Source organism: uncultured Limosilactobacillus sp. (assembly GCF_934202705.1).
Lineage (GTDB): Bacteria > Bacillota > Bacilli > Lactobacillales > Lactobacillaceae > Limosilactobacillus.
Genome location: NZ_CAKPYE010000005.1, coordinates 106,192 through 132,003, shown reverse-complemented (window position 1 = coordinate 132,003; position 25,812 = coordinate 106,192). Strand labels below are relative to the sequence as shown.

Genomic DNA, 25,812 nt, shown 5'->3' with positions numbered 1-25,812 from the left:
ATGACTAATGCAGAATTATTAGCAAGAATTATTAACAGTGATTATTCAACTGATGAAAAGGTAGATCAAATTATCAATTTATATGATTTGGATCGTATTCAGTTACTTAATAGTGTATCGAACCAAATTGAAGATGTGGTCGGACAAGTAATTAACTTACATAAAAATGATTATCGTGAAGATTAACCCATTAATAAATAAGTTAAAACCAGTACATAGGGAGGAAAAATTAACATGCAAGATGAAAATGAGAATTTTGTCGTAACAGACCGACAAGTCAAAAAAAGGTTAGGAAATTTAGATCTATCGGCTAAAAATATTAGTTATCAAGTTTATAAGCTGGAAAAGGAATTAGATGATGCTTCATTGGCATATGATAATCGTGAATTTGAACATATACCAACAAAGATTGGTAATGCCTATGCGAGATTGAGTATTCTTTGTTGTCAGTTAGGAATTAATCCAGAAAAATGCTTCAGTGAAGCTTGGCAAGATTTACAGAATACCAACCGCTTAGTGGTCACTAAGAAAAAGCCTCAGATAGCGGAACATTCAGTCATATCGTTTTTGTCACCTGCTGAATTTTTTGAGCAATGGACTTATATGAATTCGAACTTTATATTAGTGACTAATACGACTGATACGAGTGAAATAGGACGTTATGATTGTAGTGCTTTTTGGCGAGGCTTTTATGTTTTGCCGAGATTTGTAAATAACTTTTCTACCTACGATTCAATACACCATGCTTTTCGCTTAAATCATTACCTCTTTAGGATTAAAGTGAAGTTTTTAAACGGTAAAAAACCTTTTAGTTTGATCAAAAATTCTGAAATCGAACAAGCATTAATTAACGAAGCAAATATCTATTTCCCTCCAGCTAAATACATTGGGAAAACGCCTGCTGAAAAATTAGCAGACCTCTATGATGATCAAGAGCTAACATTGCAGCGTTTGGTAAATTACATGAACGATATGTGGCCAATTTATAAACGGGCGAAGAGAGAAATCCAGAATAGTGAATTAGCTGGACAAACGACTCACTTACATACCTTCTTAGGCTTTAAGTGGGAAAGCGAAATCGTTAAACCGGTTAAGACGGTTGAAAAGGCTAATGAAAGAATGGATCAGTTTGGGCGACTATTAAATGACATTAATAATGGCAAGTGGCAACAATCTCAAACGGTTATTAGACCATCGCAGTTCTTTGATATTGAGTTACGGGATGCATTAGCGTCAACTGATTTTTAGAGGGGAAATTAATATGTCAGCGAATTTATATAACTTGTTTACTAATAATAGTGATCCTTGTGGCAGCTTTCCATTATTTACTTTTGGAGGTATTGGACTGTTAGCTTTAGCTTTTCTTGGATTAATTGCTGGAAGTCTTATGCTTCCAACTGATGTGGACGATAAACGTTGGTATAAGAATAAGAAACTTTCATTAATATCAGTGAGTATTGGGATTGTGTGCGGCGCTCTACTAGTATTTGCTCTTGCCTTCGTTCTACATCTAAATTCAAAAATATATTCTTTTGCTTCTGACACTAATTTAAATAATCGCTATTTTAAAATGGAACGATTACCGGTTGACTCCTATTACCATATTCCAAATCAAGATAATAATAATGGCACATATTGCTTAAAACTTAAAAATGGGAAACTACTCTATTTTAGCCATGACCTAAATGGTGATAAAAGGATTGTCAAAAGAACGGTAATTGGTAATAAGCAATACCAAGGCAAAACTCGAATTGAATATCTAACGTCAACAAAACGTAAGGCTTATAAAAATTACCATTTACGCAAACAAGAAAGATTGGTTGTTATAAAGTATGTCGCTCCAAAGAAAAATGTAAATTAACTTTGTCGATTAATAAAAGGAGTGGAGTCAATGAAAACTAATACTAGCAAAACTTATCAGGCTGCCAAACAAATTTATAACGAACTAGTAAAACTCGGCTTCGATTTAGAACCACGGGCAGGAATTATATATGAACCAAAATCAGAAAGAAGAGAAGCTAATGGAACAACAAAAACAAATAATGAATGAACAATTACCAATGGACGAAATTAATTATGAACCTAAATCACAACCAATCCATCGTTTATGGTTGATGCCTAAATACCTGTACAAGCTAGTTGAACGATTGACTCCAAAGTTTGTCAGAAAAGCGGAGTGGGATCCTTTCTTCCTTTGGATAATAATCTTATTCTGGGTGTCTTTATATGCTGTGGTTAAACTATTAGCCGATCTTTTGATCATGAAAGCTGGGATACCTAGTAATATGGCAAAATTGGTTGTTGATTGGTCATCAACGTTTTTTGCAGCTTATTTATTCTTAATTTTATACGGAAAGCTTTCGTTAAATTTAAGCTGGTCTGATTATGAATTACCAGTTGATTCGTATCAGGAAATCGATTTTGATGATTATAATTTCCGACTTAAGGATGGCAGAGTTATTAATCTAAATGATGATGGACACGGTAATCGGAATTACCAAAGAGAATCAAATAGATTATTTTGGAATGAAAAAAGTGCAAAGAAAACAGCAAAACTATTTGTTAGATATAGTAAATATTATGATGACTATGCTGATCCTAAATATGTAGTACTTTTTACATTCATGTTCCCTAAACCGAAGTGGGAAACTGCAGAGCAGGTTGTGTAACCAGAAGAGAAGAAGGTGATACTGCGATGAATAATGTATCGAAATTACAGTCAATGACTTTTCAAGAGGAAGCATTGTGGGAACTAAAGAATGAACGAAAAAGAGCTAATCAAAATCGAAAGACATTCTGGATTCAAGTTGAATTTGCTGATGGTACTAAAAGAAATTACCAGTTAGCAAAAGATTTACAAAAAGCGATGTGGCAACACGTAAAAACGCATCATAATGATTGGCAAAAAATCATTTTAAGAGCTTTAATTAATGTTCCGGTTAGTAACTATGATGCACAGGGAAATGCTCAAATTCGGGTTGCTAAAGTGCTCAAAATTTGGATAAAAAATAAACACACTTCACGAAGTGAGTGTGTTACGAGAAGTCAATTTGTTCGACCAAAATATAACAGATTTAGTTTTGCTAAATATACCGTAATGTTTAATTACTTAAAACATGATTATGATAAAAATTCAGTTAGAAATATTAATCATGATTTACGTATCTTAATGAAAGTATGGTCGCCAAATAGTTTAAGTAAGCCAATCAAATCTGTCTTAAAGAATGTAGAAATTGTGATCTATATTTGGATGGCAGTATTGATAATTTCACCATTATCTTACTTATTGGGGAAAGCAGAATCTATAACTCCTATTAATCTAAAAGATATTCTTTTTTTCAGTGTGTTACTTGTTTTCTTTATTATTTTTTTGACTAATTCATTCGGTGATAGTAATAAAGAAAAGAACACCAAAAGGAACTATTAACAGTAAAGAATATCGGTACAATCTAATGATCATGCTTTGTGCTGATATGTCATTATTCCTGAATTCTAGGTAATGATAAAGTGCTATATAAAAAGGTAATAGAGTAAGAAAAAGTGTTACAAAGAGAGCAATAAAAGATGTTTTTCCCTGAATTGAATTAAGTAGAAAACTTACAAAATTAGTTGAGTGCAATTTTGTATTGATTAATTTAAAGCTTAAAGGTACTTTCGATTTCACGAAAGTTGTAGCTACAGATATAAAAGCAAACCAAGATGTGCAGGATAGCAAGACGAAGCAAACAAGTGAAATAATTCCATATATGATTATTTCTTTTAATTCAAGGAAGCCTTTTTCAATTTCATCAAATATGAAAGATAAGAAAAATTCTGCAGGAAAACTAATGATGATTACTTGAATCAGTATAAATAATCTATGAGATCTATTAATCATCAGTGTTAAAAAGAGTGTGAATATAACTATTAAAAGGTTGAAGGCACTGACAGGTATTTTTTGTATATGAAATATGTTTTTTATGAAATTCATTGATAACAGTTTCTTCCTAATTTATTCGTTTTAATTTTATTCTTGTACAAAAAGAATTTCTACAGGGAAGCACATATTTTTTGGCGAAAGTTGACGCTTTCGTCTTTATTTTTAAATTATTAATTGTTTCAAAATCTTCGATTTTGAATTTAAGTTTGGCTGCTGAAAAGCAGCAGTTTTAGATCTGTTATTGAATCAAATTTGGTTCAGTTAGATGCTTTTTTAAAATAAAAAGCTGAACAAACCTTGTAGCTTTTTTGTAGTAGGGGGTGTAGCTAGAGCGTAGCGAACCCAGGAGCTTTTATGTAGCTTTGCGAGAAAATTGTATATCTCTAAAAACCCCGACACTGTCGGGTAATCGGCTTGCCGATTATCGTTTTCCCTTATGCTCATTAACAAAATATTAGCTAAAAAGGGGCCCTCAATTTTTTAATTTGAAAGGATGAATTTTTAATGCCAAAAGTAAAATCAAAAAATGAACGAGTCGGACACTTTATTCGCTTCGAAAAAAGTTTAGATGATCGTTTAAAACAAGAGGCAAAATTAAATAACTCACCACTAAGTGACATGGTTTCATTTATTGTCTCTGATTATTTTGAAGCTAAAGAAGCAGAAAAAGGTAATGCGACTTTAAAGGAAATTATTTATAAATTGAATCAACAAAACGAAGCTTTGTTGAAGATCCTTTCGCAAAATAGTGAAACCATTTTGAAAACTTATTATCGCTTAGATGATTTTCTAACGCTGTACGAAAAACCATTTGATGATGATAAAGATTTACCAATTGACAATTCATAGAAGGGGCTGAATAACATGAATTCTTTTTCACTGAGACTTGATCATGATACTGAAATTTTGCTGAAGTACTTTTTGAAGGTTTCGGAAAATAAACCACAAGTTTTTGATTTCAAAATTAAGAAAAATCGTAACGCAATCATTAACTTACTACTTAAAGATTATGTGTCTATTCTTGCTAACGTTTGGGAGCGGCATCCCAACACAAAATATCGAACAACTTATCAAAATTTGATGGTAAGTCAGGGCAGCTCTGACTTAGATAAACTTACAAAACGAATTGACAATTTGAATGATTTATTAAACAAGCTGTACTATTTACAGATTTATGCCAACAACAATATGATCTATGATTTTGCCCCGACAATTGAAAAAGCGATTTCAATTTTTGATGAAAAGTCACCAGTCTTTTTACAAAACCTACAACTAAAAAAATTAGTTGATGATGATAAAAAACATCTTTTTGCTAAGAAACAAAAGCAGCGAAAACTGGAGGGAAGTCACGATGATTAATATTCACAATAATGAAGAGTTCTGGCAGTCACTACACGAACTAGAAGAAGATCCTTATTACTATGAGCATGTTGGTAACGAGTCACGGACTAATGTTTATATTGATGACGGTGATCCCAATGTTGATGTTGAGACTGTGGCCCGAGAACGTCGCCAATTAAAAAAAGTCCGAGAGTTACTTGGACTTTCAACAGGGATTAAAAAGAAGTCACGATCTAATCCGAAACGAAGTGCAATTCGTTTAATGGTAACTTGGTATCGACAGTTTGATTTAACTTACCGTGAAATTGCTAAATTATTGGAAATGCCATATTCAACGATTCGTCATGATTATCCAGCATTGAAACCTCACGAAAAATTAAAGGGTGATTTTACGATTGAATTACGAGATAAATTTGGACGGCATATTAAAGCTAATGAAATTTAATGGAGATTGAATGAATTGATAAATTTTAAAAGACCTCGGGGACAATTTAAAAAACTAACAGCTGAAGAAATAAAGCAAAAACGTTATTGGATTATTGGAGGAATTGTCTTATTAATTATCTCGCTAGTAATAACTTTTAGTGGGCCCATTGAACGTCACATGATTAATTCCTACAAGCCAAAAGTTTCAGCCACCTCGATTAAAAATTATGATCATAAAAAGGGTACTTATAACTATGAGTCAATCAAAGAATTAACGTTAAGTAATATCGCTAATGCGAGAGCTAGATCTAAAAATTTGCCAGTCGTCGGTGCTATTGCTATTCCGAAAATTGGAATGAGTTTACCAATTGCTAAAGGAATTACAAATCAAAATCTTGCGTTATCTGCAGCCACTTTTCGTGATGATATGAAGATGGGAAAAGGTAATTATGCTTTAGCCGGGCATAATATGGCGAATGATGGCCCTAAATTATTATTTAGCCCACTTTACTACAAAGCAAAAAGAGGACAGAAAATTTACTTAACCAATTTGAAGCGAGTTTATGTTTATCAAATTACAGCTAAAGGATTTGTGGATAAACACCGAGTAGATTTAGTTGCTAATACTAAAAAGAAACAAATTACTTTAGTTACTTGTGACACTACTGGCAACAAAAGGTTAATTGTCCGAGGAAAGTATCTAAAGAGTATGAAATATAAAACTGCTCCACGAAAGATTCGCAAAGCATTGAGTCAAAAATTCAACAATTAATTTGGATAGTTGGTGATATTTAATGAACAATAGATTCGAAAGAATTTACCAATTGTTTATTGGTTTATTAGTTGGCTTTGTTTTGTTATTTGGAGTTTATGTATTTATGGTAACCTCGACTGGAAAAGTGTTATCGACCTGGATAGTTAAACCCAGGGTAAGTTCTTTTACTAGTGATATTAGTCCATGTAGACGGACCACTTTAAAAGTTTTTACATCACATAAAATCAAACATATTGATAGTAAAGAATTTAAATTACCGAAGGGAAAAACTTATTTAAAAGTTGAATCTGATTTAGATAAACCGCAAATTGAAATACACGGTGAAACCGTGAAAAATTTTGATTTTAGTATAGTGAAGCGGATTACTAAAACATATTTAAGACTTCCAAATAATTCTCATGATCCATTTATTAAATATTTGAAGAAATCGCCAAATTATGAATCAGATAAATGGTTAAGTTGGAAGTCAACTATCAAAGGACAGGATTTCTTGGGACAATTTAATAGTAATGATCATAACAATACTAACAATGGTGATGAATGGTGGCTTCTATATTATCTTTGGCGACGATAAGGACGTAAAACATAATAACGAAAAGAGGTGTTTATTATCTCGAATAGAATTCGACAGTTAAGAAAAGACAAATCATTGACTCTTGAACAGTTAGGCAAAAAAATGAATCTTGCAACCAGTACAATCGGACAATATGAACGTGAAACTAGAGAGCCTAAATTAGAAATTTGGCAAAAGTTAGCTAATTTTTTTAACGTCTCCGTACCATACATTCAGGGAATTAGTGATGAGCTCAATGTAAATTATGTAAGCAATAAATACGGAACAATTGATCTTGTTGATGTACTCAATCACCATCCATCTAAAATCACGATTTACGGTGAACAATTAGAGAAAGATCAGATTATATTGTTAAAAACTTTCTGTAAAGCGTTGAAAAGCGTACGTATATAATTAAGGTCAGTGGGAATAAAAGTATAATCATTATCCAGGTGTAGACCTAGGATTATTATGAATAACTCAAAAAGCTAATTTCAGAATTTAGGGATTAGCTTTTTATTTTGGCGTTAATTCACTTACTAATATGAATGACTATCATTAAACTAAAAGTTTCAGATAAAGAGAAGGAGGAGTAAGTCGGAATGAAGGATATAGTTCATTTTTCACAAAAACCAGCTAAGTTAAACAACGACTATTCCAAGAATCATTTAAGTGAAGTAGAACGTAAGACTATCTTTGCTAAGCTTTCTCCTTTTCAAAAGCAAGTTTTGCTTCGCTTTAAGAAATATGAATTACAGTCAAAAGTATTAAATCAGTTCAATCAAACAGACAGTGATTGGAGGTTTATTGGATTTGACGAATATTTAAAGTTTGATGTTCACCATCCTGATGCCTCACCTTTGCATTGTGCGTGTGGTCGAGGAGTTAAATATCTTTACTGGTGCCAAGGCAAGAACGGAGAGAAAAAGGGCTTTGGGATTAATCATCTTAATCAAGAGGCAGGAATCTCAAATCAGATTATTATGGAAATAAAACGGGGTTACCACAAAATTGACCGCGGGATTGATGAAATTCTTATTCGTTTTAATAATCAAGAATCATTTCCGGAACTTGCTTTCTCAATCTGTCACCAGTACGGTGTGCTGATCAAGACTTTTAAAAAGTCTGATCTATTGTACCTATATGCTTTTCAAAAGGCTAAGTTGCCCATTTATATTAGTGACGAGAAAAAATTGGAAAATCTGCAGAATGAATGCGTTAATCAGGACGGTATTCAAGTGCAACAACTCAAACAAAATCAATTAAAGCGTCGACACATGGAATACCAGCAATGGACAAGTAAACTGAATGATAAGGGAACTAAGTATTGGGAAGACTCACTTCAGTGCTATCAACGAGTGATTAAGTTTTTCCCAGATTTAGCGGCCAGTCGTCATTTTAATTTTGAAAATCCTAATCATGTTCTATTAATTAGTGAAATGTTTAATCACGGCAAGTTAAAAATGGGCCAAGAAGTTATTAGTGAATCTGTGGTTTTACAGCAACTAAATAGGATTCATTCAGTGTTTGGTGTACCGGTAACTAGCAAGGAACGACTGTCATATATGTATAAACAGTTATTTAAATTCTTTGTTAATAACTATCTTATAATTAATTTGAATGGTCACTATATATCTAATGTAATTGTGAATCGGACAGTTTAACTAAGATTAGTTATTTATGAAAAAATGATGCTTAAAGGAAAGATAGCGGGGTGTTTTTATATGGGCTTCTTCAAAAAGACAGGAAATCAGTTGCCTGATATTATCTATACACTTATATTTCAGCTTGCTAATGGTAGTAGATATTTGACTTACACCGAACGGAGGGAAGCAGTTAAAAATGAAAACAATGTCAATCCTGAACAAACATTAGAGGAAAATTCTGGTAATTTACAGATTGATCCTGACGTACCCAAAAATTATCAAGGTTATTTAGGATACACTGACCGGAAGGCAGCAACTAAACTGGAAAAGGGTGTTCATGATCGTTACCCGACTTTTACGGGTCAAAGTCTGAATATTAATGAAAAACAACACCAACAGTTGATTGATAATTTAAAATTGGCAAAAAAGAATGGCGCAATTCTATGGTCTGGGGTGGTTTCTTTTGATCCGGAATTTTTGGAAAGAATCGGAGTTTATAATCCAGAAACGAAAGCTGTTGATCAAAGAAAAATTAAACAGGCAATTCAAAAAGCAGTTCCACTCTTATTAAAGAAGGAAGGACTGAATGTACCAGAGACCTTTTGGTGGGGTGACGTTCATTTAAATACTAATCATGTTCATGTACACTTGGGAATTAGTCAAACGAAGAATACTCGACCTTTGAAAGAAAACGGAGAACCAATCGGTTTGTTTCGACAAAAGAGTTTACGGTCAATGAAAATGGCGGCACATCGTGAGTTAATTCCCAGCAAAGAGCGACAAAGAGAAATAGCATTGGAACGTGATTTGGGAACCATTCGACAAGACTTAAGGGAAAATATTGAATATTTGGTACGCCATGATCAGGTACAACGCCAGATGGTTCAGCAAATCTATTGGGCTCTACCACGCTATAAAGATTTACGGAAATGGCGGGCAAGTAATCATCGAACGGATTTTCATACAGCCCGTGAATTAGTTGCCGATTTAGTGGATGACGCTTTAAATACGAATCTGAAAGATCAATATGATAAGTTTAAAACTGATCTTCAAGTGAAGGATCAAAATAGCCGAAATAATTATGGTCAGAGCATTCATGATACAGTAGTCAAAAATGATAAACGACTTAAACAATACCTAATGAATCGAGTTTTTGATTACATGCGTGAGATTGACCAAATATCTGAAGATGAGTCGTCAATTTTAGATCAAGTGCAAGCTAGTTCTCCTGAACTTAACCAAAAACTGATTGATATCGAAAAAGCTCAATTAAAAGCACTAAAACCTAAATCTAAAGAAGCTAAACAATTACGCCAAAAATTAGGCTATCGGCGTCACGCTTTAAAAGAACACAATCTCAAAACCACGAGAGAGTATTTATTAAATAAATTAGCTGCAGTTAATCAATCTGCAGAGTCGAATAGTGTTGCCAAACAGTGGTTAATACAGACTCTAAAAGAGCGTTTGGAGTTGAATAGATTAACTCAAATTCCTTTTAAGGAGCGGAAAGCGCAGGGGTTAAACCAGCGGTATCAGCAACTTTCCAATCAATATGTTGATGTGACTAAGATACCAATTAATCAAGTGAATGAGCATTTGGTTAAAGTTAGAAAAAATCAGTTAGCAAAAGAATTAGGTGTAATTATGGAAAGTCATGGTGACCCATTACAAACAAAACTATTACCGAATCCTAAGAGTGAATATGGTATCCGGAATGCGGTGGAATACTATCGAATTCAACAGGAAGTTTTGGACTTTAAACTTGCGATTAAAAATAATAATGATAAATATAAACAAAATAAGGACGAACGAAATCAGGCCAATCGTCCGCTTTTTAAAGCTTTGAAACGAGACTATTCTTTTTTAGCTGATAGTAAACGGCTTGACAGGAAAATTGCTTGGGATACTAAAGTTGATCAGCGGTTTGACAAATGGCAACAGCGGCAAGCAGTTCACCCTAATAAGATTAGTTATCCAACAAGTAGGTTGGCACCAATACAAACGATCGAAAAGGGATTTAAAGACTTCCTTTCTTCGATGGCTCGTAATGCGGAAAACAGGTCACGTGCTAATCGTCAAGCTCGTCGCCGGGCATTGGATGATGGTGATGACTTAGAAAAAACAGATCGTGAAGAAGAGTTGGAAAATAGAATTGAACATTAATGGCGAAATTTGGTTTACAAAAAACTTTGTGTATATTAAAAAATGTAGAAAGAAATTTACTCCGTTCCTTCTACACAATGGTAAATAGTGAGAAAATCAAAGTATCACAGTTGTTTTTTACTCATTTGAATAAGTACAGTGATTGAGTTCTCTACTGTACTTATTGCTTATTGCGAATTAGCTCAGCTGGTAGAGCAGTGGTCTGTTAAACCATTTGTCGTGGGTTCGAGTCCCACATTCGCAGTTGCTGGCACCTGTGTCAGCAAGCAGTTTATTTATAGTTGCAAGATATTATGGAAATATCTGAAAATATTTAATGTGGTTACTCATTGTATGTTCTTCGCTATTCGTAAAATATGCTAGACTAAGGGGGTAGCTTCAAGTTAAAACTACCCTAAAGTTCGAATTTGCTTAAGCACGTTTCATTAAATTATTGCTTAGCAAATTGTTTATGCTCTCAGCTCTGGCCAGCTGGGTGTGTTCCTAGTGAATGGTAAGTTGTAACGCAATGTAAGTATTGTTCATCTTATGATTTCTTGGATTCTTTCTGCTATGTATCATAAACTGCCGGGTAGCTGGAAGCATAGTATGATGAATGCTGTGCTTCTTCTTTGATCCGATAGCTCAGTTGGTAGAGCAACAGACTTTTAATCTGTGGGTCGTGGGTTCGATCCCCACTCGGGTCATTCAAAGTAATCTATTGTTTTTGATTAATAGGAGAAGTTAAATGTTGGAGTATGACTTGGGACTGATCACTAAAATCGAAGCTGGTACTGTTTTTGGTAAAATAATCGGCTCAGAGGAAGCCTTTCAAATTCATCTCAAGGCGGAAGCAGTTGAAGCGGTCACCTTGTATGAAGTTGTAGCAATTAATAAAACTCATGATGACTTTATTTATAGTTAATTGGGTGAATACGTTTATAATTGGCGAAGATTGTTAGAATATAAAGTTAGCGTAATCTAATAAATGGAACCGCAATTCCAAATCTAACCGACAAATACTGATCACTACGAAGTGGTCAGTATTTTTTGATTTTGGCGAAAGATTGAATAATCAAAAAACGTACTAAGTTAGTAATAAAAAACAAAGGAGTTACTAACATGGAACGGACAGTCTATTTAAATGTAGAACCACAAGGTAATAATTATTATGCCATTACTGATATGAAGTGGAAACTGAACCAGTTAAATGATCTTAATGTGATGAATGACAGCCTATCCAAATGGCAAGAAGCATATCAGCTAGAGGCAACACTTGATTTAGACGGGAGAAAAAGTAACTATACACGCTTAGATATCGAACAAGCACTTAATCATGAAGGCATCATTAAAGTTGATAATCAGGTAGATTTAAATAATAGTTTGTTACCATCTAATTTCAGAATTAATTCTTTATCCAAAAACTTACCAGTGAAAGTGTGTCGACAACAAGTTCAAGCTTCTCGTGAGTGGGCACAACCATTGGCTAATCGCTTAGGTAAGAATCCTGCTTTTGAAGAGTTATCAACTAACGATAAAATGACTGTTTTTAAAGATTTTTTAAACGAATATCCATATGGTGAGACTCCTTTTGAGGTGGCTTTCAACAAAGCAATGGAGAAGCATGATCAAAGGGAACCACAAGCAATTTCCAACACTGAATTAAAGCAGATGACTAATACTATTAAGCAGGGCAAAACAGTACCCACAAGAATGTATATTTGCCACGATTTAGAATCTGATCAGTATAAGGTATTGGATAATCGTCAAGGAGATGGAAAAATTATGAAGTTTGATACATTTGATGAAGCCCATCAATTGGCAACCGAACCTTTTACTCGGAGTCAATTGATTTATGCAGATCGAGATAATATGTTTAACGTTGTTACCTTCGATCGTAATTATCATGGATTTGTCAAGGGTGATCAGGCTATTGAACAAGTTGGCGAAAGTGGGATGCCAGGAACCTGTCATTACCTCATGCCAGCAACGAAGGAGATAGCACAGTTTATTAGTGATTTAGACGATTACGCTGATAACCGGGAGTTACAAGCAGCTTTTGCTAAAGCGGCGCAGAATTGGCCTGAACATAGCCAACAACAAAATATTCAGTTAGATGATTTAACCCGTGACCAACTGAATACCATTCGAGATAATTATGATCGTTTACCACGGATAAAGAATGATGATGAGAAAAAGATCACGACAGAAGATTTGGTAAAACAAGCTCATAAAACATTTCTGAATGGGACAAAAGATGTGGATAGTTTGCAACACTTTGTTAATCGTTCTGTTCAACTCATGCGCTATAGTGATAGTCGTTATCATAACGGTGGTAATCGTATGTTATTAATGGATGATCCTGCACAGGATCGCTACTATCTTTCCAAAACAGAATTGGAAAATGGCGGAATTGATAACATTGATTATGCAAAACTTAAGGGTAGAAATGTATTTGCTATCAAGCCTCAAACTAATCAAAATTTAATGAAGGGACAACCCATTAAATTCTCAACGGGTAAACTTTATTCTTTAAGTGAACTAAACCAACAGTATCCAGAACTAGCTGAACAAACACGTAAAATTGCGTTATCTCATATGCCTTACAATGATCAGCCTGGTAAAGAAGTTTATCAGGCGTTGACTGATGCTTGTAATAAAAATTATGTAATGTATCCAAGTCGTCGAAAAGACCCATTAGTGGCTGCACAAGCACGAGTTGCTAAACATATGGCTTTTGGCAAAGCCGGTTTTAGAAAGTACGATATGGTATTTGCTGATCGTGAACGGGCAGCTTTAAGTAAACTAGACAGTAAGGCATTAGGTCGGTTTTATCAGAAAGCCGCTAATCGGGCCTGGGTGATTGATTATGATATGCAAAAAGCTTTAAATCAGGATCACAACTTGTCTAAAGAAAAAGCCAATGATCAACGTCCAAAAGAGAAGACGAAACAAGACAGCAGAATGAAACCCCAATCATTTCAGCAGAAGCACACACCCAAAGTACAGTTGCCATCGAATTTATTTAAATCACGAGAAAAATAACAGAAAAGACCTGGTACCAATTTGGCACCAGGTCATAATTTTTGTCGATATAAAAATGGACGCTTGTTAAGCGTCCCCAACCGGTTCGGTTTAAATATCCAACTGAAACCATTTTGCACATCGGCTAATAATCCTCGTGAATTAAGAATCAAGTGGCTGCTCAAGTAGCACCCGAAGCGCTCATTTCCTCGGAGATGGGCGCTTTTATTATCGGAATTATTGGCGATTAGTTGAATATTATGGTTCTTCATTATTGTTAGAGGAAAAACGGTTGAGGTGAACAAGCATGAGTGAACCAGAAAATCCCTTAAACACTCTAATGAAAAGAAAATATGGTATTAATCGTCAAAGTAAATTAAGTATTACAGATAAAGATACGCTATTTACTGGATTTAGGAAAGCCGCAGCTTATGTGGATAAAAATGGTGATTGGACGGAGCAAGACTATGCAGATGCTATTAAGAGCTTACTGATTAATACTGGTCGTGAGACGAAGATTACCAGTATTCAACGAACCCAAACAATGAATGATAAATTTGGCGGTTTAGGAACCGGTAAGGATATTTTTGAAATTAAAACGGAAAGCTCTAAGGGACAGCGAACCCAATATTTCTTACTTGACCCTGAAAATAAATCATGGTCGAGGCAGAGTATTCGTTATGTTATGCGGAATAGTGGGATTAATTTTTACATGGGTAATGCTAACTACACCTTGGGCTATGGAAAATTAGTACATGATGTAATTAATGAATGGAATCGGGCAGATCCAAAATTTCATAATAAGATTGAACCGGAAGACTTTAAAGATTTCCTGTATAGATTAACTAGTCATGAATATTCCGGGAAAAGTAATGCAAAGTTCTACTTTGAAAAATCGACAGAAGTATATGCGGACATGACGCCAGCTGAATTTATGGAGAATACCGAGTCGATTGGAGAAGGCAGAGCCCGTCATTGGAAACAAAGCTTTCTCGATCATCATCCAGAAGTTGCCAGGAAATATCAACAATACGAAGAATATAACCTTTTTCAAAGTCAACATGAAGGAGCATGGTTTAAAAACCGTTGCTGCGATTTTATTAACCAATATTTAACGACAACTTACAATATCGTGCAGCAGCAACAATATAATGCTTCAATTGAAAAAGAAACTCATGCCAAATCGTGGGAAGACAAGAAACATGTTAATAAAGCTACCCAGAAGATTATGCAATCTAGCTCGCTTAACAAGTTCTTTTCTGGCTTGGAATTGGACAATGATGTTGACTTAGCAAAGTTTAGTGACTTTGAACGAGAAATGGGCCGGTTAATTAATAAACTACCTAGTGGTAAGCAATCGCCGATGCTTCGACTCCGAAAACTAGGAAACCATAAGGCATCTGGCTTGTATGTTCCTAATTTAAATACGTTAGTGGTTGATTTTAGACAACCTGGAGAAATCTATGCTAATCAACCCGAGAATGGAACAAAGGAAAAAGCCGGTTATAGTTCTTTTATTCATGAATATGGTCATTATTTAGATTTTCAGTTACATCCAGAGCAGACTCCATTATCGTTACAAGAACGCTTTGCACCAATTCTAAACGATTATCAGAAAAATCTAGCCACTAAATTAAAAGGTGATGCAAAATTAGGATATTATTCTACACCAACGGAAGTTTTTGCAAGAGCTTTTGAATTGTATGCTCATGATGCTGGTTTAGAAGGAAATTTAATTGGAAAAGACTATGAGTATAGTTTAGATCATGGTAGCCCAGAATATACGGCCTTTACAAAAGATAACCGTAAACAATTAACTGACTATTTTGATAATATGAAAGAATTTAAGGGGTTACGACAAGCATTAAACTTTGATTCTTCTAGAGAACCGCAAAAATCATTTGATTTTTCAGCTTCAGCCCGTCATCGAGATCAGAGTTTACAGTCGCTTGATCATTTACAAAAGTACTCATTTGAAATGCTTCATAAGTGGACTAAGACACCAGAAACCATGGAACGGCTCATCAATGTAACTGGTAAAACTTTAGGGATTAACAATGTTAATCGGGTATTAGCTTATGACTTGTGGCAAGATAAAATGCCAAGTCAATTGGTTACCGTGAAGCAACTAGAAGATCAAGGGTTAGGAATTAATAGCTTTAAAGATTTGAAATATATGTATGGCTATGTGCCAACTAGTAATCATAAGTGGCAGACCGGAAAACTATTCAGTGCTGACGAACTAAAAGAAAAGGCTTGGCAGGATTTAAATAAGTATTCCCGGGTTGTTAAGGCAGTGCCTAAAGAAGACAATGAACATTTAATTATGCAACCCAAGATGGCCGAAGATTTTCTGCAAAAGATCATTCCTGATCATAATAAGGATTCAGTTGCCAAACTCGAAAATAAGATTAGTCGCTGGATTTTACAAAAGCGAAGTAGTTTAGGCGGGAACACCGAGGTGAAAGCCTTTCGCTTTTCTAATGATGATTTAGTAACCATCAAGCAGGCTAAATTAGATCAAAACGGTATGGCTAACTTGTATTTGCATGCAGCCGATCAAGCTAAGCGGTGTGAAAAAGGGTTAGTTCGTCAACTCAATCGCCAACAGACTAGGAAACCAATTCAAGAAATTGCCGCAATGCACCAATCAAAAGGGAGGGAACGATAAAATGACCGCCAGTAATAATCTTGGATTAATTACATTTATTAAGTATGGTGTTGGTAGTGTGATGTTGCTACCGGGACGAGAAAGAGTGAATATCATTTTGCCGAATAGCAACTATCAGGTTGGTGATGTGTGTTCATTGTGTTATGATACACATAACGAACTTCAAATTAGGCAATAGAAAAGCGCCCATTTCCGGAGAAACAAGCGCTACGGGTGCTACTTGAGCAGCCACTTAATTAGGTGTTTAACGTGCTTACTAGGCACGATCAAAATGATTAGGCACAAATGCCACATTGGAGGTAACCTCCTTTCTGGCACTAGTCAGGTTTTCTAAGCCTGCTTAAATGTGCAATTAGTATTGTATCATAAATAAGGTATGCTATAATATAGCTGTCAAGATGATTAGGCCGTGTGCAATGAGTGCTTTCTAGCTCATAAGCTGGCTTAGGTGGATACCGTTTGGTACCCGCCTTTTTTATTTAAACTTATATACCAAAAAGATAAGTGCTGCTAAGATAGGTAATGAAATAGACGCAACAATCATTTCAGGCTAGACTCGAATTAGGGCCTAGCTTTTTAAATTGACTTATATTTAACCCTAATAACATGATTACATTGAAAAAAGGAATAATCGTTGTATAATAGATGTTAAATAAGATGTGGAAGGGGTGATGATATGCGTAAATTGTCGCAATTTGAGGAGGCCGTCGAACTCCTTAAAAACCCAAAGGAATTTGGTTTAACACAAAAAGTGGTAGCAGAGAAGATGGGATTGACCCGGCAAACGATTAAAAATTATGCAGAGCATCCTGAAACCATTCCATTAGAGCGAATGCCGAAGTTATCAGAGATTTTCCATGATGCAAAAGAACAGCAATCTGAAATCCTACAATTACTGAAGCATGCAGAAACCACTAATCAGCGATTTGAACGAACACAAAATGAATTAATAGCGTTGATTGAAAGTGGTCTTAAGAATACTGAAGCAAGCGACTATACAAAACGGGTTGCGAGAACTTTAGAAATGGAACTTCGGCAGAACAATTCCGAGTTTCTCCAGGTTTTAATGTCACGAATGAGCGGTTGGGGAATTTAAAATTAACATTAATTCAACTTTATTAAAAAATATTATTGACAAATAGTAAAATAGATGTAAAATATAATTGTAAACTGATTCAAGGATATTAATTAAAGATTAGGAGGAGATCAAATATGAATCGGCAAGAAAAGAAATTAGCTGTTCTAACTGGTGCTACTTTAGCCACTGTTACTGGAGTTGTGGCAACAACCAACACGGCCAAGGCTGATAGTACGGATACTAATCATGAAGCCACTGTTCCGGCTCAACAAGTGGTTTCCCAACGGCAACAAGAAGCCAAGAAGGCTCAACAAAATTATGACGACGCTAAGGCGGGCTTAAACCAAGCCAACCAAAGTGCTGATAGTGCCAACAAAGCTTTAAATGATGCCCAAAGTAAGGCTGATGCCCAACAACAAGTTGTCAATAATAGTCAAACGGCTACTAATAACGCTAAGTCAGCGGTTGATGATGCGCAGAGCAAGGTTAACGAAGCGCAAGCCAATGCTGATAAAGCTACTCCAGATGCCATTAAGCAAGCATCGAAAGCGGTTGAAGATCAAAACACGAAGATCAATAATGATCAAGCTGCCATCAAGACCGCTAATGATAATGTAACCACTTCTCAGCAAGGTGTTTCAAAAGCTCAGAACGATGTCGATGGTGCACAAAAGACAGTTGATAATCAAACCGACACGGTTAACAAGGCCCAAAATAACCTAAACAACGCCCAGGATATTTTGAATAATTCTAACTCTGGTAAGGCACAAAAAGCTTATGATGATGCTACCGCTAAAGTAAATGCTGACCAAAATGCAGTTAATGATCAACAAAAGGCGGTTGACGAAGCTAATGATGCTAAGCAAAGTGCGGATAATGCATTAGACGAAGCCAAGAAGAACGCTCAAACTGCTCAAAGCAACTACAACGATAAAAATGATGCGGCTACCACAGCAGCGATCAATTATCAAAATGCCCAAACGGCAACTAAGGAAGCTCAATCCGCAGTTGACAAGGATAATACTGATTTAAAGAACATTAATGATGATCTTAACAGCATCAATAAAATCACTTTACCGGCTGGCTATGTAGAAGCTTTGAAGAACTATGAAAATGATCCTAGTGATGCTAATAAGGAAGCTGTTGAAGCATACAAGAATGCAGGACTTTCTAATTCTTACAAGCACAGTAAGACTGATCAGAATGTAACGTTAACATACGGGCCAAATAATCAGTTAAGTGATAAGGAAGAAACGGAATTGACGCAATTTGTTGCTCAATTGTTAAACCCGATCCGGAAAGCATTTGGAATGCCTGAATTAACCATTAATAATGGGAGCTTGGCCTTTGCTAAATCTATTGCAGCTGCTTATGATAGCGATGCGTGGAATATGTTTACAAAAAATTGGCATGATGTTCAAGCTATCAATAGAGTAGCGGCAGATTACGGATTACAACATGCAACGTTAGATGATACTTATCATCAATCATATGAGTCACTAGGTTCCTCCAATTGGGATGGGAATCCAGAAAATCTTAAGCCTCAAACTCATACGGAGACTCTTGACCAAGTAAAACAAAATCTTTACTCGATGATTGTATCTATGTTATTTGATGACAAAGGTAGTGATTGGGGACACGCAACTGCTTTAACGGGGTTAATGAAAAATTCAGTTGGTGCTAAGTCTGAAGCATTAGGAGTTATGGTTGATTCAATGGATCAGCTGCACTTTATTACTGTATCAGACGTTGATACGGACAGCACTTCCAATAATTCTGTTGCTAATAGCAAGTATGACCAATTAGCTACTACTAATGTTGCAGTTCCAGATCGTTTATCTGAACTGGAAGCACAAAAGGCTACTGTAACCACTAAGTTAGGTAACGATCAAACGCAACTAACTAATGCGCAAAATAATGAATCAGCTAAAAAGACAGCTAATGAAACTGCACAAAGTGAGCTTTCTTCAGCAAAGGCTGCATTAGACAATGCTAATAATGCTGTATCTCCAGCTCAAACTAAAGCTGATAATGCTAAGCAAACTCTAGATGCTGCCACAACTCAATTAGGTGTTCTTAAGACTACTTTGCAAAATGATACTGATGTTCAAGCTCAGGCAAAGAGTACATTGGATGCTTATCAAGCAGATCTTGCTACTAAGCAAGCAAATGTTGATAAGGCTAAAACTCAGTTGGCAACTGAACAAAAAGCATTGGATGAGGCTAAGCAAAACCTCAGCAACAAGCAAGCTGCTCTTCAAAATGCTAATGATGATTTAGTTCAAAAGCAACAAACTGTACAAACGGCAAAAGATCAACTAACCAATGATCAAGCTACATTATCCAGTCTGAAAAAGAGTTTAACTGACTTACAAAACGCTCCTCAATTGTTAGCTAATGCTAAGCAGGAACTGACTACTAAACAAGCTGCTTATGATCAAGCTAACCAAAAGTTAGATGATGATGCAAAGAAATTAGCTGCTCTTCAAAAAGATGTTGATAGTGCAAAGGCTGCTGTGCAGACTGCCACAGATGCGGTAAAGTCAGCTCAACAAGACGTTGATCAAGCAAAGGCTAGCTTATGGACTGATGATATGATTTACGGTGATCATGTTACCGTTACTCCTGAATACACCATTCATAATGGCGATGAGCTACCAACTCCACAAATCACTAATGGTTTTGAATTGACTACTGATACTAGTCAAAACTCAACTACAGCAGCTTCAGTCTTTATTGTTTTACCAGCTAGCGCTGATCAGGGAACAACGACCTTAGCTAACTGGGATGGTAAGATTCCTGCTGGAACTAAAGCAACCTGGGCTGATCTTAACCAAGTACTAGCTGATTCAAAAGTTAATGGTGATCACACTGAAGATGTTTTGATTACTTTCCCTGATGGATCACATCGGACAGTACATGTAGTATTACATGTTTTAGCTCAACCAGCTAAAAACAATGTTTCCGTATCCTTACCAAATGGCTACCAAATTGTAAATGGTCGGGTTCTGGATGCTAATGGAAATCCAGTTGACGGTTGGTCAGTTAAAAATGGTCGAGTTTACAATGCCAATGGTGAATTAGTTGCTGACTTAAGCTTAAATGGTAACTCACAAACTACCAAAACTTTAGCCAGTGCTAATGCCACTAATAATAAGAAGACTTCCTTACCACAAACTGGTAACGAAAACACTTCTGCATTAGCTGGTTTAGGATTAGTGATGGTAAGTATGTTAGCTGTTCTTGGCTTACGTAAGCGGAACTAGTCTTAATATGCCGATTCAACTAGTTTGATATGTAAGCCAACTAAAAAAGCATCTCTTAGATCAAATCTAGGAGGTGCTTTTTCTGTGGTTTAAGCACGCTACAATAGCTATTATTTAGTTACATCGAAATGATAGTGAATAGTATCTCTAGGATTATCTGTCTGAGGAATAATCGTAGAGTAATAAGCCCAAACGTTTGAAGCAACATCTTTATTGTTTCCTCGTGTGAAAAATCGTAGTTCTAAATCCGATCCGTTTAATTTAACAATTCCTGAACCGTAGAATTGATAAGGACTTTTCCTGCTGTCCCAGTCTTTGTACTGGGTAGGTTGATTCTGCGAATTATTTGTGTCACTATACAATTCATTATCATCGTGAACTGATATTGAAGAACCAGCTAAAGCTAAAGCCCTTCCACCTGAAATCACTTTAACTCCTTCCACATGAGAATTGTCAGGATCATCACTATACTCGGGGCGATATTCATTGTTTAATGACGAAATGGAAACATAAGCATTCTTACTCATATTGATAGTGTTGCCTTGTTCATCATAAAATTGGTCACGCAGCGTAACACCGTCCGACCAGTTATACCAAAAACCGTCAGTAGGGTCGCCGTAAATTACCAATGCTGGGTTAGCGTTGTTATATAAATTAGGACTAGTATGATAGTTAACGTCAGCCCAATGCTTTCTACTTGTACCTAAAAGGTTGCTGAATGTTCTCACAATCTTTGATATTTGATGCTTAGTGCCATTTTCGTCTAAATAGTAAGAGTTTTTTAGATTACTGTAAGTAATGGTAGCTACAGTTCCAGCCACTGGTCCTTGCTCATGAATGACATACGTAGTATTGCTATCAGTCTGAGAACCTCCTTCACTTGAAGAAGCTCCCCAATCATAAGTACCCCAATCATTTTTTGAAATAAGGTTTCCAGTCACAACTTTGATATTCGAAGTAGCCTGTGGTTCATGGCCTAATATTAAATGTTGTTGAATTTGGTCTGAAATAATAGCGTTACTTGTGCTGTTATCTTCATTCCATTTACTCCAAGCTTGTTTCTGAGTAGTGATATTAAATCAAAATTTGCTTTCACTTACGAAAGCTGGATAATCATCCTTAAATAAAGGGAGTTTAGTTCTTACATCGAAATGATAGTGAACAGTATTGGTTGGTGGAGTAATTTTGAAACCATCTTGAGGAATTAGTGTAGATAACGTAAACCACGAATTAAATTGATTATACGATGACGTAACAGTAAAGTTTACATCTGTGTAATCACCGGTTACATGGAAAACACCAGCCCCCATATAAGCGTTGGGATCATTTAACCCTTGATCTGTGTCCCACCATTTATTTTCTTGATTAAGCCCTGGTGCCAAAGTTCCATCACCAAAACCAGTTTTGCCAGCCGGAGTTAAGTCTGCTCCTGGTTCGTTAACATGATCTGAGTAAATTAAGTTATTATTGTGAACCGTTACTGTAGAACCATAAAATCCATAAGCTTTTCCACTAGATGTTAGTTGAGCTTCTTCCGTTCGACCAGATCCAGCATTAAGAGAACCTGCTGTCAGCCAAGCACCACCACCGTCTTCACCATCATTAAAGGTAATGCGATTTCCTTTTTCATCGTAATAGTAGCGTTTTACTCCTGTATTGGTAACGCCCACAACAAAAATACCATAGTAAGGATTATTAGAGATAGCGATTCGATGGTTTGATCCACCGTCAACTACTAAATCATGGAAAACCGTCACGATTTTTGAAATCTTATGACCAAGATAGCTACTGTTTTGTAAATTGTCGAAGGTTACTGTAACAGCATTCCCGTTGACGTTGTTAGGAACAGTTACATATACATATCCAGATTGACCCACAGCGTGTTCACCTTTTGATCCCTTTGAGTTTGGCCAGATATCTGGAAAAATGGTTGAATCATCGTTAGGATTACGTGTTACTGCAACAGCAGTAACAGATGAATCATCAACGGAAAACGAAACCTTAGCGTTAGGCTCATTCCCCAATTTAAGATCTTGAATAATGGAGTTGGCAGCTACTTGATTATTGTTCAGTTTCTTTTTGTAATCGTCTAACTGTTTTTGATAAGCCGCTGCTTCTTGATTCTGAGTAGGATTAGTAATTTGCTGTTTTTCTAACTAATTGTATGAAAATTAAACGAACAATTATCTATAAATATTGTTGAGTTGTTAATGTTACTAATCAAAATACTAGTACTTTTATTGATATTTACTTTTATTACTCAGATTCGAAACAACAATGATTATGCAAAGGAAATAAAAAAACTCGAAAGTGATCAAACCATTTCAGGATCTGGAACTTTGAATTGGGGAACCGATGGTAAGAATGGTTACTTCAAGTTTGATTATACCTATACTGCCACCTATCATTACAAGCCAGATACTGATCAAATTGTGGTTACCTCTATTAACTTCCATTTATCGAGAGAAGAACCAACACAAAAGGGTGGTGGCTTTTGGGACGCCATTATTATAGCTAATCCTAATGCCAACTTGCCTCAAGAAACCGGGGATTTTGCTTATCCAAATGGAGACATACCAGGTGTCACTGGTGATTCGCTTTGGTCAAAATATGGTCTGAATAAGAAGGATGTATTTGCTTTTACTGCTCAAAATAATAAAAGCGAGGAGTACTCAATTCACTATAATGATTCAGGAATTGTTCCATACACGGTCAATCGTAACAGTGATGGTACATTTACCATTTTTAAAACGTTAATGCGAGGTAATACTAACGACGACACACATCATAATTGGCATATTCAATGGCGAAATGGTAATTTGAAGAAGAACATTGAAGTTCCAATGCGAAAATCTTCAGAAATTCACTATCATTTCGATGTAAATATTAACTGCAGTTAATTTATGGAAGGTTTTTCTGCTTTCGTAAGTGAAAGTAAAGTTTGATTTAATATCACTACTCAGATTCGAAATAACAAAGAATATGACGAAGAATTAGACAAATGGAATCAAAATAATAGTGAGATTCAGCAAAACTATGAAGAAAAATTAACCGAATATAATAGCCAACTTAAATCATTAGAAGCAGATCAACATGCTGTTGGCTCACAACATGCAACAAACGGTGGTAACTATAACGTAACCATTAATTATGACGTTACTTGGCATTATGATCTTGTGAAATCAAAAGTAATCGTAACTAACGTCAAGTTAGACATTACGCATGGTTCATCAGAACGCCCAGGTAGAGCTGACATGCCTGATTATGGTTTCTTTGACACTTATGTGTGTGCACTCCCAAAAGGTTCATTGCCTGTTGAGACAGGTAAATTTATAGGAGCAGTTTCCAAAGAAGGAAGTGATGTGCCAGGGGCGAGTGTCGATTATATATGGAATTTGGTTAAAAACAATGCTTTAGGTGCTTATATACATAGAAATGATTGGAATCAGTCAACTAAGTATAATTTGAATCTAGTTCCATATGAAGCATTAGATAATGGAGATGGCACTTGGACTTTAATTTCTATTTGGGATCGTTATAGAACAAGCGAGGATCCAAATGGAGTTGTTGCAGGAAAAACAAATTGGCCAGTTTGGGTAAAAGGAGGAGTTCTCGCTTCTGTAAAACTGCCAGTGCCCCCTGTGAAGTCTAATGTTCCTGCTAAACCAATTCAAAAAACAGCAAATATTAACTATCATTTCGATGTAAAAGATATCGCTTTATTTGAGTATGAAAGTACAAAAAAATCGCCTAGTGAAGAAACTAGACGATCGTCAAAGTCGCTAAACCCTGCTATAATATAACCGTAGTTAAAGAATTATATTACTTCAACAATTAGGCTGATAGCTTAACGGTAGCGCTCTTGTTCTGGTGTACGGCAATACACCACCAGCCAAGCGCAACAGAGTCACCCTCAAGGGTATCAGCTCCTCAGTTGACAACTCGTGCATTGGTGGTCGCCAGTGCACTTTTTTTATTATACCATGGAAATCAGACATAATATTCATAGTAAAATTTTTGTGAAAAATATAGGGAGGTTTTACTATGAATAGTAAAATGTTATTTTATCAGTATTATAAAAGTTGGATACATCAGTATAAAGAAGGGGCAGTACGTAAAGTCACCTTTGAGAAGTACCAATTAGTACTTAAAGAATTAACCATCAGGATTCCTCATATCCGATTATGTGACTTGGATCATTTCACTTATCAAAAATTAATCAATGACTATGCACTCACTCATGAGAGATTAACAGTGCGAGATTTTCATCATCATTGTAAATCCGCTTTGATGGATGCCTTAGAGGACGGACTTATTGATAAAGATCCTACCCGGCACTTAATTCTAAAGGGAAAGGATCCTCGTCCTAAGAAGATTAAGTATTTAAGCCTGCTTGAATTAAAGAAACTAATTTTGCAATTTAAACTAGGACAAGAAATTAATATGGATTGGTTATTATTATTAATTGCAAAAACAGGCATGCGATATGCCGAAGCATTGGGGGTAACTCCCGCAGACTTTGATTTTGAAAATGAGATGCTTAGTATTAATAAAACATGGGACTACAAAAGCCAAAGGGGGCATTTTCAACCAACCAAGAATAAATCTTCAGTTCGAGTGATTAAACTAGACACGATTACTTGTGAGCAGTTTCAGAAATTAATTGCTGACGTTCCAGATGATCAGCCGATTTTCCTCTACAATAATAAGAAAATATACACCTCGACGGTTAACTATCATTTAAGAAAATATTGCAAACTAGCTCAAATCCCAATTATATCAGTGCATGGCTTAAGACATACGCATGCTAGTTTGCTAATTTATGACGGGGTGTCAATCCCATCGGTATCTAAGCGGTTAGGACATGCTAATACAATAACTACACAAAATACTTATTTGCACGTTGTAAAAGAACTGGAAGTTAAAGATAACTATAAAATCATCGAAAATATGATCCGATTAGCATAGCAA

25 protein-coding genes and 2 tRNA genes are annotated in these 25,812 nt (G+C 35.6%); 25 read left to right on the top strand and 2 right to left on the bottom strand.

The window, feature by feature from the left end:
* The 22 genes from Q0C76_RS04660 (at nucleotide 1) to Q0C76_RS04555 (ending at nucleotide 20,841) form a co-directional block, all read left to right on the top strand.
* The gene (locus Q0C76_RS04660; RefSeq protein WP_295730316.1) at nucleotides 1-186 is read left to right on the top strand and encodes a hypothetical protein; all 186 of its coding nucleotides are present in this window, start codon (nucleotides 1-3) and stop codon (nucleotides 184-186) included.
* A gap of 48 nt (nucleotides 187-234) precedes the next feature.
* Nucleotides 235-1,248, top strand: a complete 1,014-nt coding sequence (locus tag Q0C76_RS04655) for a hypothetical protein (RefSeq protein WP_295730313.1) — start codon at nucleotides 235-237, stop codon at nucleotides 1,246-1,248.
* Nucleotides 1,249-1,261: 13 nt separating this feature from the next.
* On the top strand, nucleotides 1,262-1,861 hold the full coding sequence (locus Q0C76_RS04650) for a hypothetical protein (protein WP_295730310.1): 600 nt from the start codon (nucleotides 1,262-1,264) through the stop codon (nucleotides 1,859-1,861).
* A gap of 30 nt (nucleotides 1,862-1,891) precedes the next feature.
* Nucleotides 1,892-2,050: a hypothetical protein gene (locus Q0C76_RS04645; RefSeq protein WP_295730307.1), complete on the top strand. Its 159-nt coding sequence runs from the start codon at nucleotides 1,892-1,894 to the stop codon at nucleotides 2,048-2,050.
* Nucleotides 2,022-2,669, top strand: a complete 648-nt coding sequence (locus Q0C76_RS04640) for a hypothetical protein (protein WP_295730304.1) — start codon at nucleotides 2,022-2,024, stop codon at nucleotides 2,667-2,669. Before Q0C76_RS04645 ends, Q0C76_RS04640 begins: the two co-directional genes overlap by 29 nt.
* A gap of 26 nt (nucleotides 2,670-2,695) precedes the next feature.
* Nucleotides 2,696-3,427 (top strand): hypothetical protein, encoded by a 732-nt coding sequence (locus tag Q0C76_RS04635; protein ID WP_295730301.1) that lies wholly within the window; start codon nucleotides 2,696-2,698, stop codon nucleotides 3,425-3,427.
* Nucleotides 3,428-4,423: 996 nt separating this feature from the next.
* The gene (locus tag Q0C76_RS04630; protein ID WP_295730299.1) at nucleotides 4,424-4,768 is read left to right on the top strand and encodes a hypothetical protein; all 345 of its coding nucleotides are present in this window, start codon (nucleotides 4,424-4,426) and stop codon (nucleotides 4,766-4,768) included.
* Nucleotides 4,769-4,783: 15 nt separating this feature from the next.
* On the top strand, nucleotides 4,784-5,278 hold the full coding sequence (locus tag Q0C76_RS04625) for a hypothetical protein (RefSeq protein ID WP_295730296.1): 495 nt from the start codon (nucleotides 4,784-4,786) through the stop codon (nucleotides 5,276-5,278).
* Nucleotides 5,271-5,705 (top strand): hypothetical protein, encoded by a 435-nt coding sequence (locus Q0C76_RS04620; RefSeq protein WP_295730293.1) that lies wholly within the window; start codon nucleotides 5,271-5,273, stop codon nucleotides 5,703-5,705. Before Q0C76_RS04625 ends, Q0C76_RS04620 begins: the two co-directional genes overlap by 8 nt.
* Nucleotides 5,706-5,720: 15 nt before the next feature.
* Nucleotides 5,721-6,458 carry a class A sortase gene (locus Q0C76_RS04615; RefSeq protein WP_295730291.1) on the top strand — a complete coding sequence of 246 codons (738 nt, stop codon included), beginning with the start codon at nucleotides 5,721-5,723 and terminating at the stop codon, nucleotides 6,456-6,458.
* A 22-nt stretch (nucleotides 6,459-6,480) separates the two neighbouring features.
* Entirely contained in the window at nucleotides 6,481-7,035 is a 555-nt protein-coding gene (locus Q0C76_RS04610) for a hypothetical protein (protein WP_295730288.1), read from the top strand.
* A gap of 27 nt (nucleotides 7,036-7,062) precedes the next feature.
* On the top strand, nucleotides 7,063-7,428 hold the full coding sequence (locus Q0C76_RS04605; protein WP_295730285.1) for a helix-turn-helix domain-containing protein: 366 nt from the start codon (nucleotides 7,063-7,065) through the stop codon (nucleotides 7,426-7,428).
* Between the two features lie 188 nt (nucleotides 7,429-7,616).
* Complete coding sequence (locus tag Q0C76_RS04600) at nucleotides 7,617-8,678, top strand: hypothetical protein (protein WP_295730283.1); 1,062 nt, start codon at nucleotides 7,617-7,619, stop codon at nucleotides 8,676-8,678.
* A gap of 24 nt (nucleotides 8,679-8,702) precedes the next feature.
* A complete protein-coding gene (mobL, locus tag Q0C76_RS04595; RefSeq protein WP_367268467.1) occupies nucleotides 8,703-10,823 on the top strand; it encodes a relaxase MobL in 2,121 nt (706 codons plus the stop codon).
* 171 nt (nucleotides 10,824-10,994) lie between these two features.
* A tRNA-Asn gene (locus tag Q0C76_RS04590) sits at nucleotides 10,995-11,067 on the top strand.
* A 369-nt stretch (nucleotides 11,068-11,436) separates the two neighbouring features.
* Nucleotides 11,437-11,509: transfer RNA gene (locus tag Q0C76_RS04585), tRNA-Lys, on the top strand.
* Nucleotides 11,510-11,550: 41 nt separating this feature from the next.
* Nucleotides 11,551-11,727 (top strand): hypothetical protein, encoded by a 177-nt coding sequence (locus Q0C76_RS04580; protein ID WP_295730278.1) that lies wholly within the window; start codon nucleotides 11,551-11,553, stop codon nucleotides 11,725-11,727.
* 197 nt (nucleotides 11,728-11,924) lie between these two features.
* Nucleotides 11,925-13,847, top strand: coding sequence for a hypothetical protein (locus tag Q0C76_RS04575; protein WP_295730275.1), 1,923 nt, complete (start codon nucleotides 11,925-11,927; stop codon nucleotides 13,845-13,847).
* Nucleotides 13,848-14,133: 286 nt separating this feature from the next.
* Nucleotides 14,134-16,497, top strand: coding sequence for a hypothetical protein (locus Q0C76_RS04570; RefSeq protein WP_295730272.1), 2,364 nt, complete (start codon nucleotides 14,134-14,136; stop codon nucleotides 16,495-16,497).
* Between the two features lies 1 nt (nucleotide 16,498).
* Complete coding sequence (locus tag Q0C76_RS04565) at nucleotides 16,499-16,675, top strand: hypothetical protein (RefSeq protein ID WP_295730269.1); 177 nt, start codon at nucleotides 16,499-16,501, stop codon at nucleotides 16,673-16,675.
* Nucleotides 16,676-17,173: 498 nt separating this feature from the next.
* Nucleotides 17,174-17,593: a helix-turn-helix transcriptional regulator gene (locus Q0C76_RS04560; protein WP_295730266.1), complete on the top strand. Its 420-nt coding sequence runs from the start codon at nucleotides 17,174-17,176 to the stop codon at nucleotides 17,591-17,593.
* A gap of 116 nt (nucleotides 17,594-17,709) precedes the next feature.
* Nucleotides 17,710-20,841 (top strand): SEC10/PgrA surface exclusion domain-containing protein, encoded by a 3,132-nt coding sequence (locus Q0C76_RS04555; protein ID WP_295730264.1) that lies wholly within the window; start codon nucleotides 17,710-17,712, stop codon nucleotides 20,839-20,841.
* Nucleotides 20,842-20,951: 110 nt separating this feature from the next.
* Here the strand turns inward: Q0C76_RS04555 and Q0C76_RS04550 are convergent, their stop codons facing one another.
* Both Q0C76_RS04550 and Q0C76_RS04545 read right to left on the bottom strand, forming a co-directional pair.
* The gene (locus tag Q0C76_RS04550) at nucleotides 20,952-21,782 is read right to left on the bottom strand and encodes a GbpC/Spa domain-containing protein (RefSeq protein WP_295730261.1); all 831 of its coding nucleotides are present in this window, start codon (nucleotides 21,780-21,782) and stop codon (nucleotides 20,952-20,954) included.
* Nucleotides 21,783-21,920: 138 nt separating this feature from the next.
* A complete protein-coding gene (locus tag Q0C76_RS04545; protein ID WP_295730259.1) occupies nucleotides 21,921-22,865 on the bottom strand; it encodes a GbpC/Spa domain-containing protein in 945 nt (314 codons plus the stop codon).
* A 315-nt stretch (nucleotides 22,866-23,180) separates the two neighbouring features.
* Between Q0C76_RS04545 and Q0C76_RS04540 the strand changes: the two genes are divergently transcribed.
* From Q0C76_RS04540 to Q0C76_RS04530, 3 genes are all read left to right on the top strand, one after another.
* Nucleotides 23,181-23,741 carry a hypothetical protein gene (locus Q0C76_RS04540; protein ID WP_295730257.1) on the top strand — a complete coding sequence of 187 codons (561 nt, stop codon included), beginning with the start codon at nucleotides 23,181-23,183 and terminating at the stop codon, nucleotides 23,739-23,741.
* Between the two features lie 354 nt (nucleotides 23,742-24,095).
* Nucleotides 24,096-24,644, top strand: coding sequence for a hypothetical protein (locus Q0C76_RS04535; RefSeq protein WP_295730254.1), 549 nt, complete (start codon nucleotides 24,096-24,098; stop codon nucleotides 24,642-24,644).
* Nucleotides 24,645-24,885: 241 nt separating this feature from the next.
* Entirely contained in the window at nucleotides 24,886-25,809 is a 924-nt protein-coding gene (locus Q0C76_RS04530) for a site-specific integrase (protein WP_295730251.1), read from the top strand.
* Nucleotides 25,810-25,812 lie beyond the last annotated feature (3 nt).

Bases quoted from the DNA above. Each gene is read 5' to 3' on its own strand.
- Q0C76_RS04620 (WP_295730293.1), top strand. From the start codon at position 5,271: ATGATTAATATTCACAATAATGAAGAGTTCTGGCAGTCACTACACGAA.
- Q0C76_RS04570 (WP_295730272.1), top strand. From the start codon at position 14,134: ATGAGTGAACCAGAAAATCCCTTAAACACTCTAATGAAAAGAAAATAT.
- Q0C76_RS04535 (WP_295730254.1), top strand. From the start codon at position 24,096: ATGCCTGATTATGGTTTCTTTGACACTTATGTGTGTGCACTCCCAAAA.
- Q0C76_RS04660 (WP_295730316.1), top strand. From the start codon at position 1: ATGACTAATGCAGAATTATTAGCAAGAATTATTAACAGTGATTATTCA.
- Q0C76_RS04630 (WP_295730299.1), top strand. From the start codon at position 4,424: ATGCCAAAAGTAAAATCAAAAAATGAACGAGTCGGACACTTTATTCGC.
- mobL (WP_367268467.1), top strand. From the start codon at position 8,703: ATGATGCTTAAAGGAAAGATAGCGGGGTGTTTTTATATGGGCTTCTTC.
- Q0C76_RS04530 (WP_295730251.1), top strand. From the start codon at position 24,886: ATGAATAGTAAAATGTTATTTTATCAGTATTATAAAAGTTGGATACAT.
- Q0C76_RS04560 (WP_295730266.1), top strand. From the start codon at position 17,174: ATGCGTAAATTGTCGCAATTTGAGGAGGCCGTCGAACTCCTTAAAAAC.
- Q0C76_RS04555 (WP_295730264.1), top strand. From the start codon at position 17,710: ATGAATCGGCAAGAAAAGAAATTAGCTGTTCTAACTGGTGCTACTTTA.
- Q0C76_RS04635 (WP_295730301.1), top strand. From the start codon at position 2,696: ATGAATAATGTATCGAAATTACAGTCAATGACTTTTCAAGAGGAAGCA.
- Q0C76_RS04645 (WP_295730307.1), top strand. From the start codon at position 1,892: ATGAAAACTAATACTAGCAAAACTTATCAGGCTGCCAAACAAATTTAT.
- Q0C76_RS04650 (WP_295730310.1), top strand. From the start codon at position 1,262: ATGTCAGCGAATTTATATAACTTGTTTACTAATAATAGTGATCCTTGT.
- Q0C76_RS04625 (WP_295730296.1), top strand. From the start codon at position 4,784: ATGAATTCTTTTTCACTGAGACTTGATCATGATACTGAAATTTTGCTG.
- Q0C76_RS04640 (WP_295730304.1), top strand. From the start codon at position 2,022: ATGGAACAACAAAAACAAATAATGAATGAACAATTACCAATGGACGAA.
- Q0C76_RS04580 (WP_295730278.1), top strand. From the start codon at position 11,551: ATGTTGGAGTATGACTTGGGACTGATCACTAAAATCGAAGCTGGTACT.
- Q0C76_RS04575 (WP_295730275.1), top strand. From the start codon at position 11,925: ATGGAACGGACAGTCTATTTAAATGTAGAACCACAAGGTAATAATTAT.
- Q0C76_RS04600 (WP_295730283.1), top strand. From the start codon at position 7,617: ATGAAGGATATAGTTCATTTTTCACAAAAACCAGCTAAGTTAAACAAC.
- Q0C76_RS04655 (WP_295730313.1), top strand. From the start codon at position 235: ATGCAAGATGAAAATGAGAATTTTGTCGTAACAGACCGACAAGTCAAA.
- Q0C76_RS04610 (WP_295730288.1), top strand. From the start codon at position 6,481: ATGAACAATAGATTCGAAAGAATTTACCAATTGTTTATTGGTTTATTA.
- Q0C76_RS04565 (WP_295730269.1), top strand. From the start codon at position 16,499: ATGACCGCCAGTAATAATCTTGGATTAATTACATTTATTAAGTATGGT.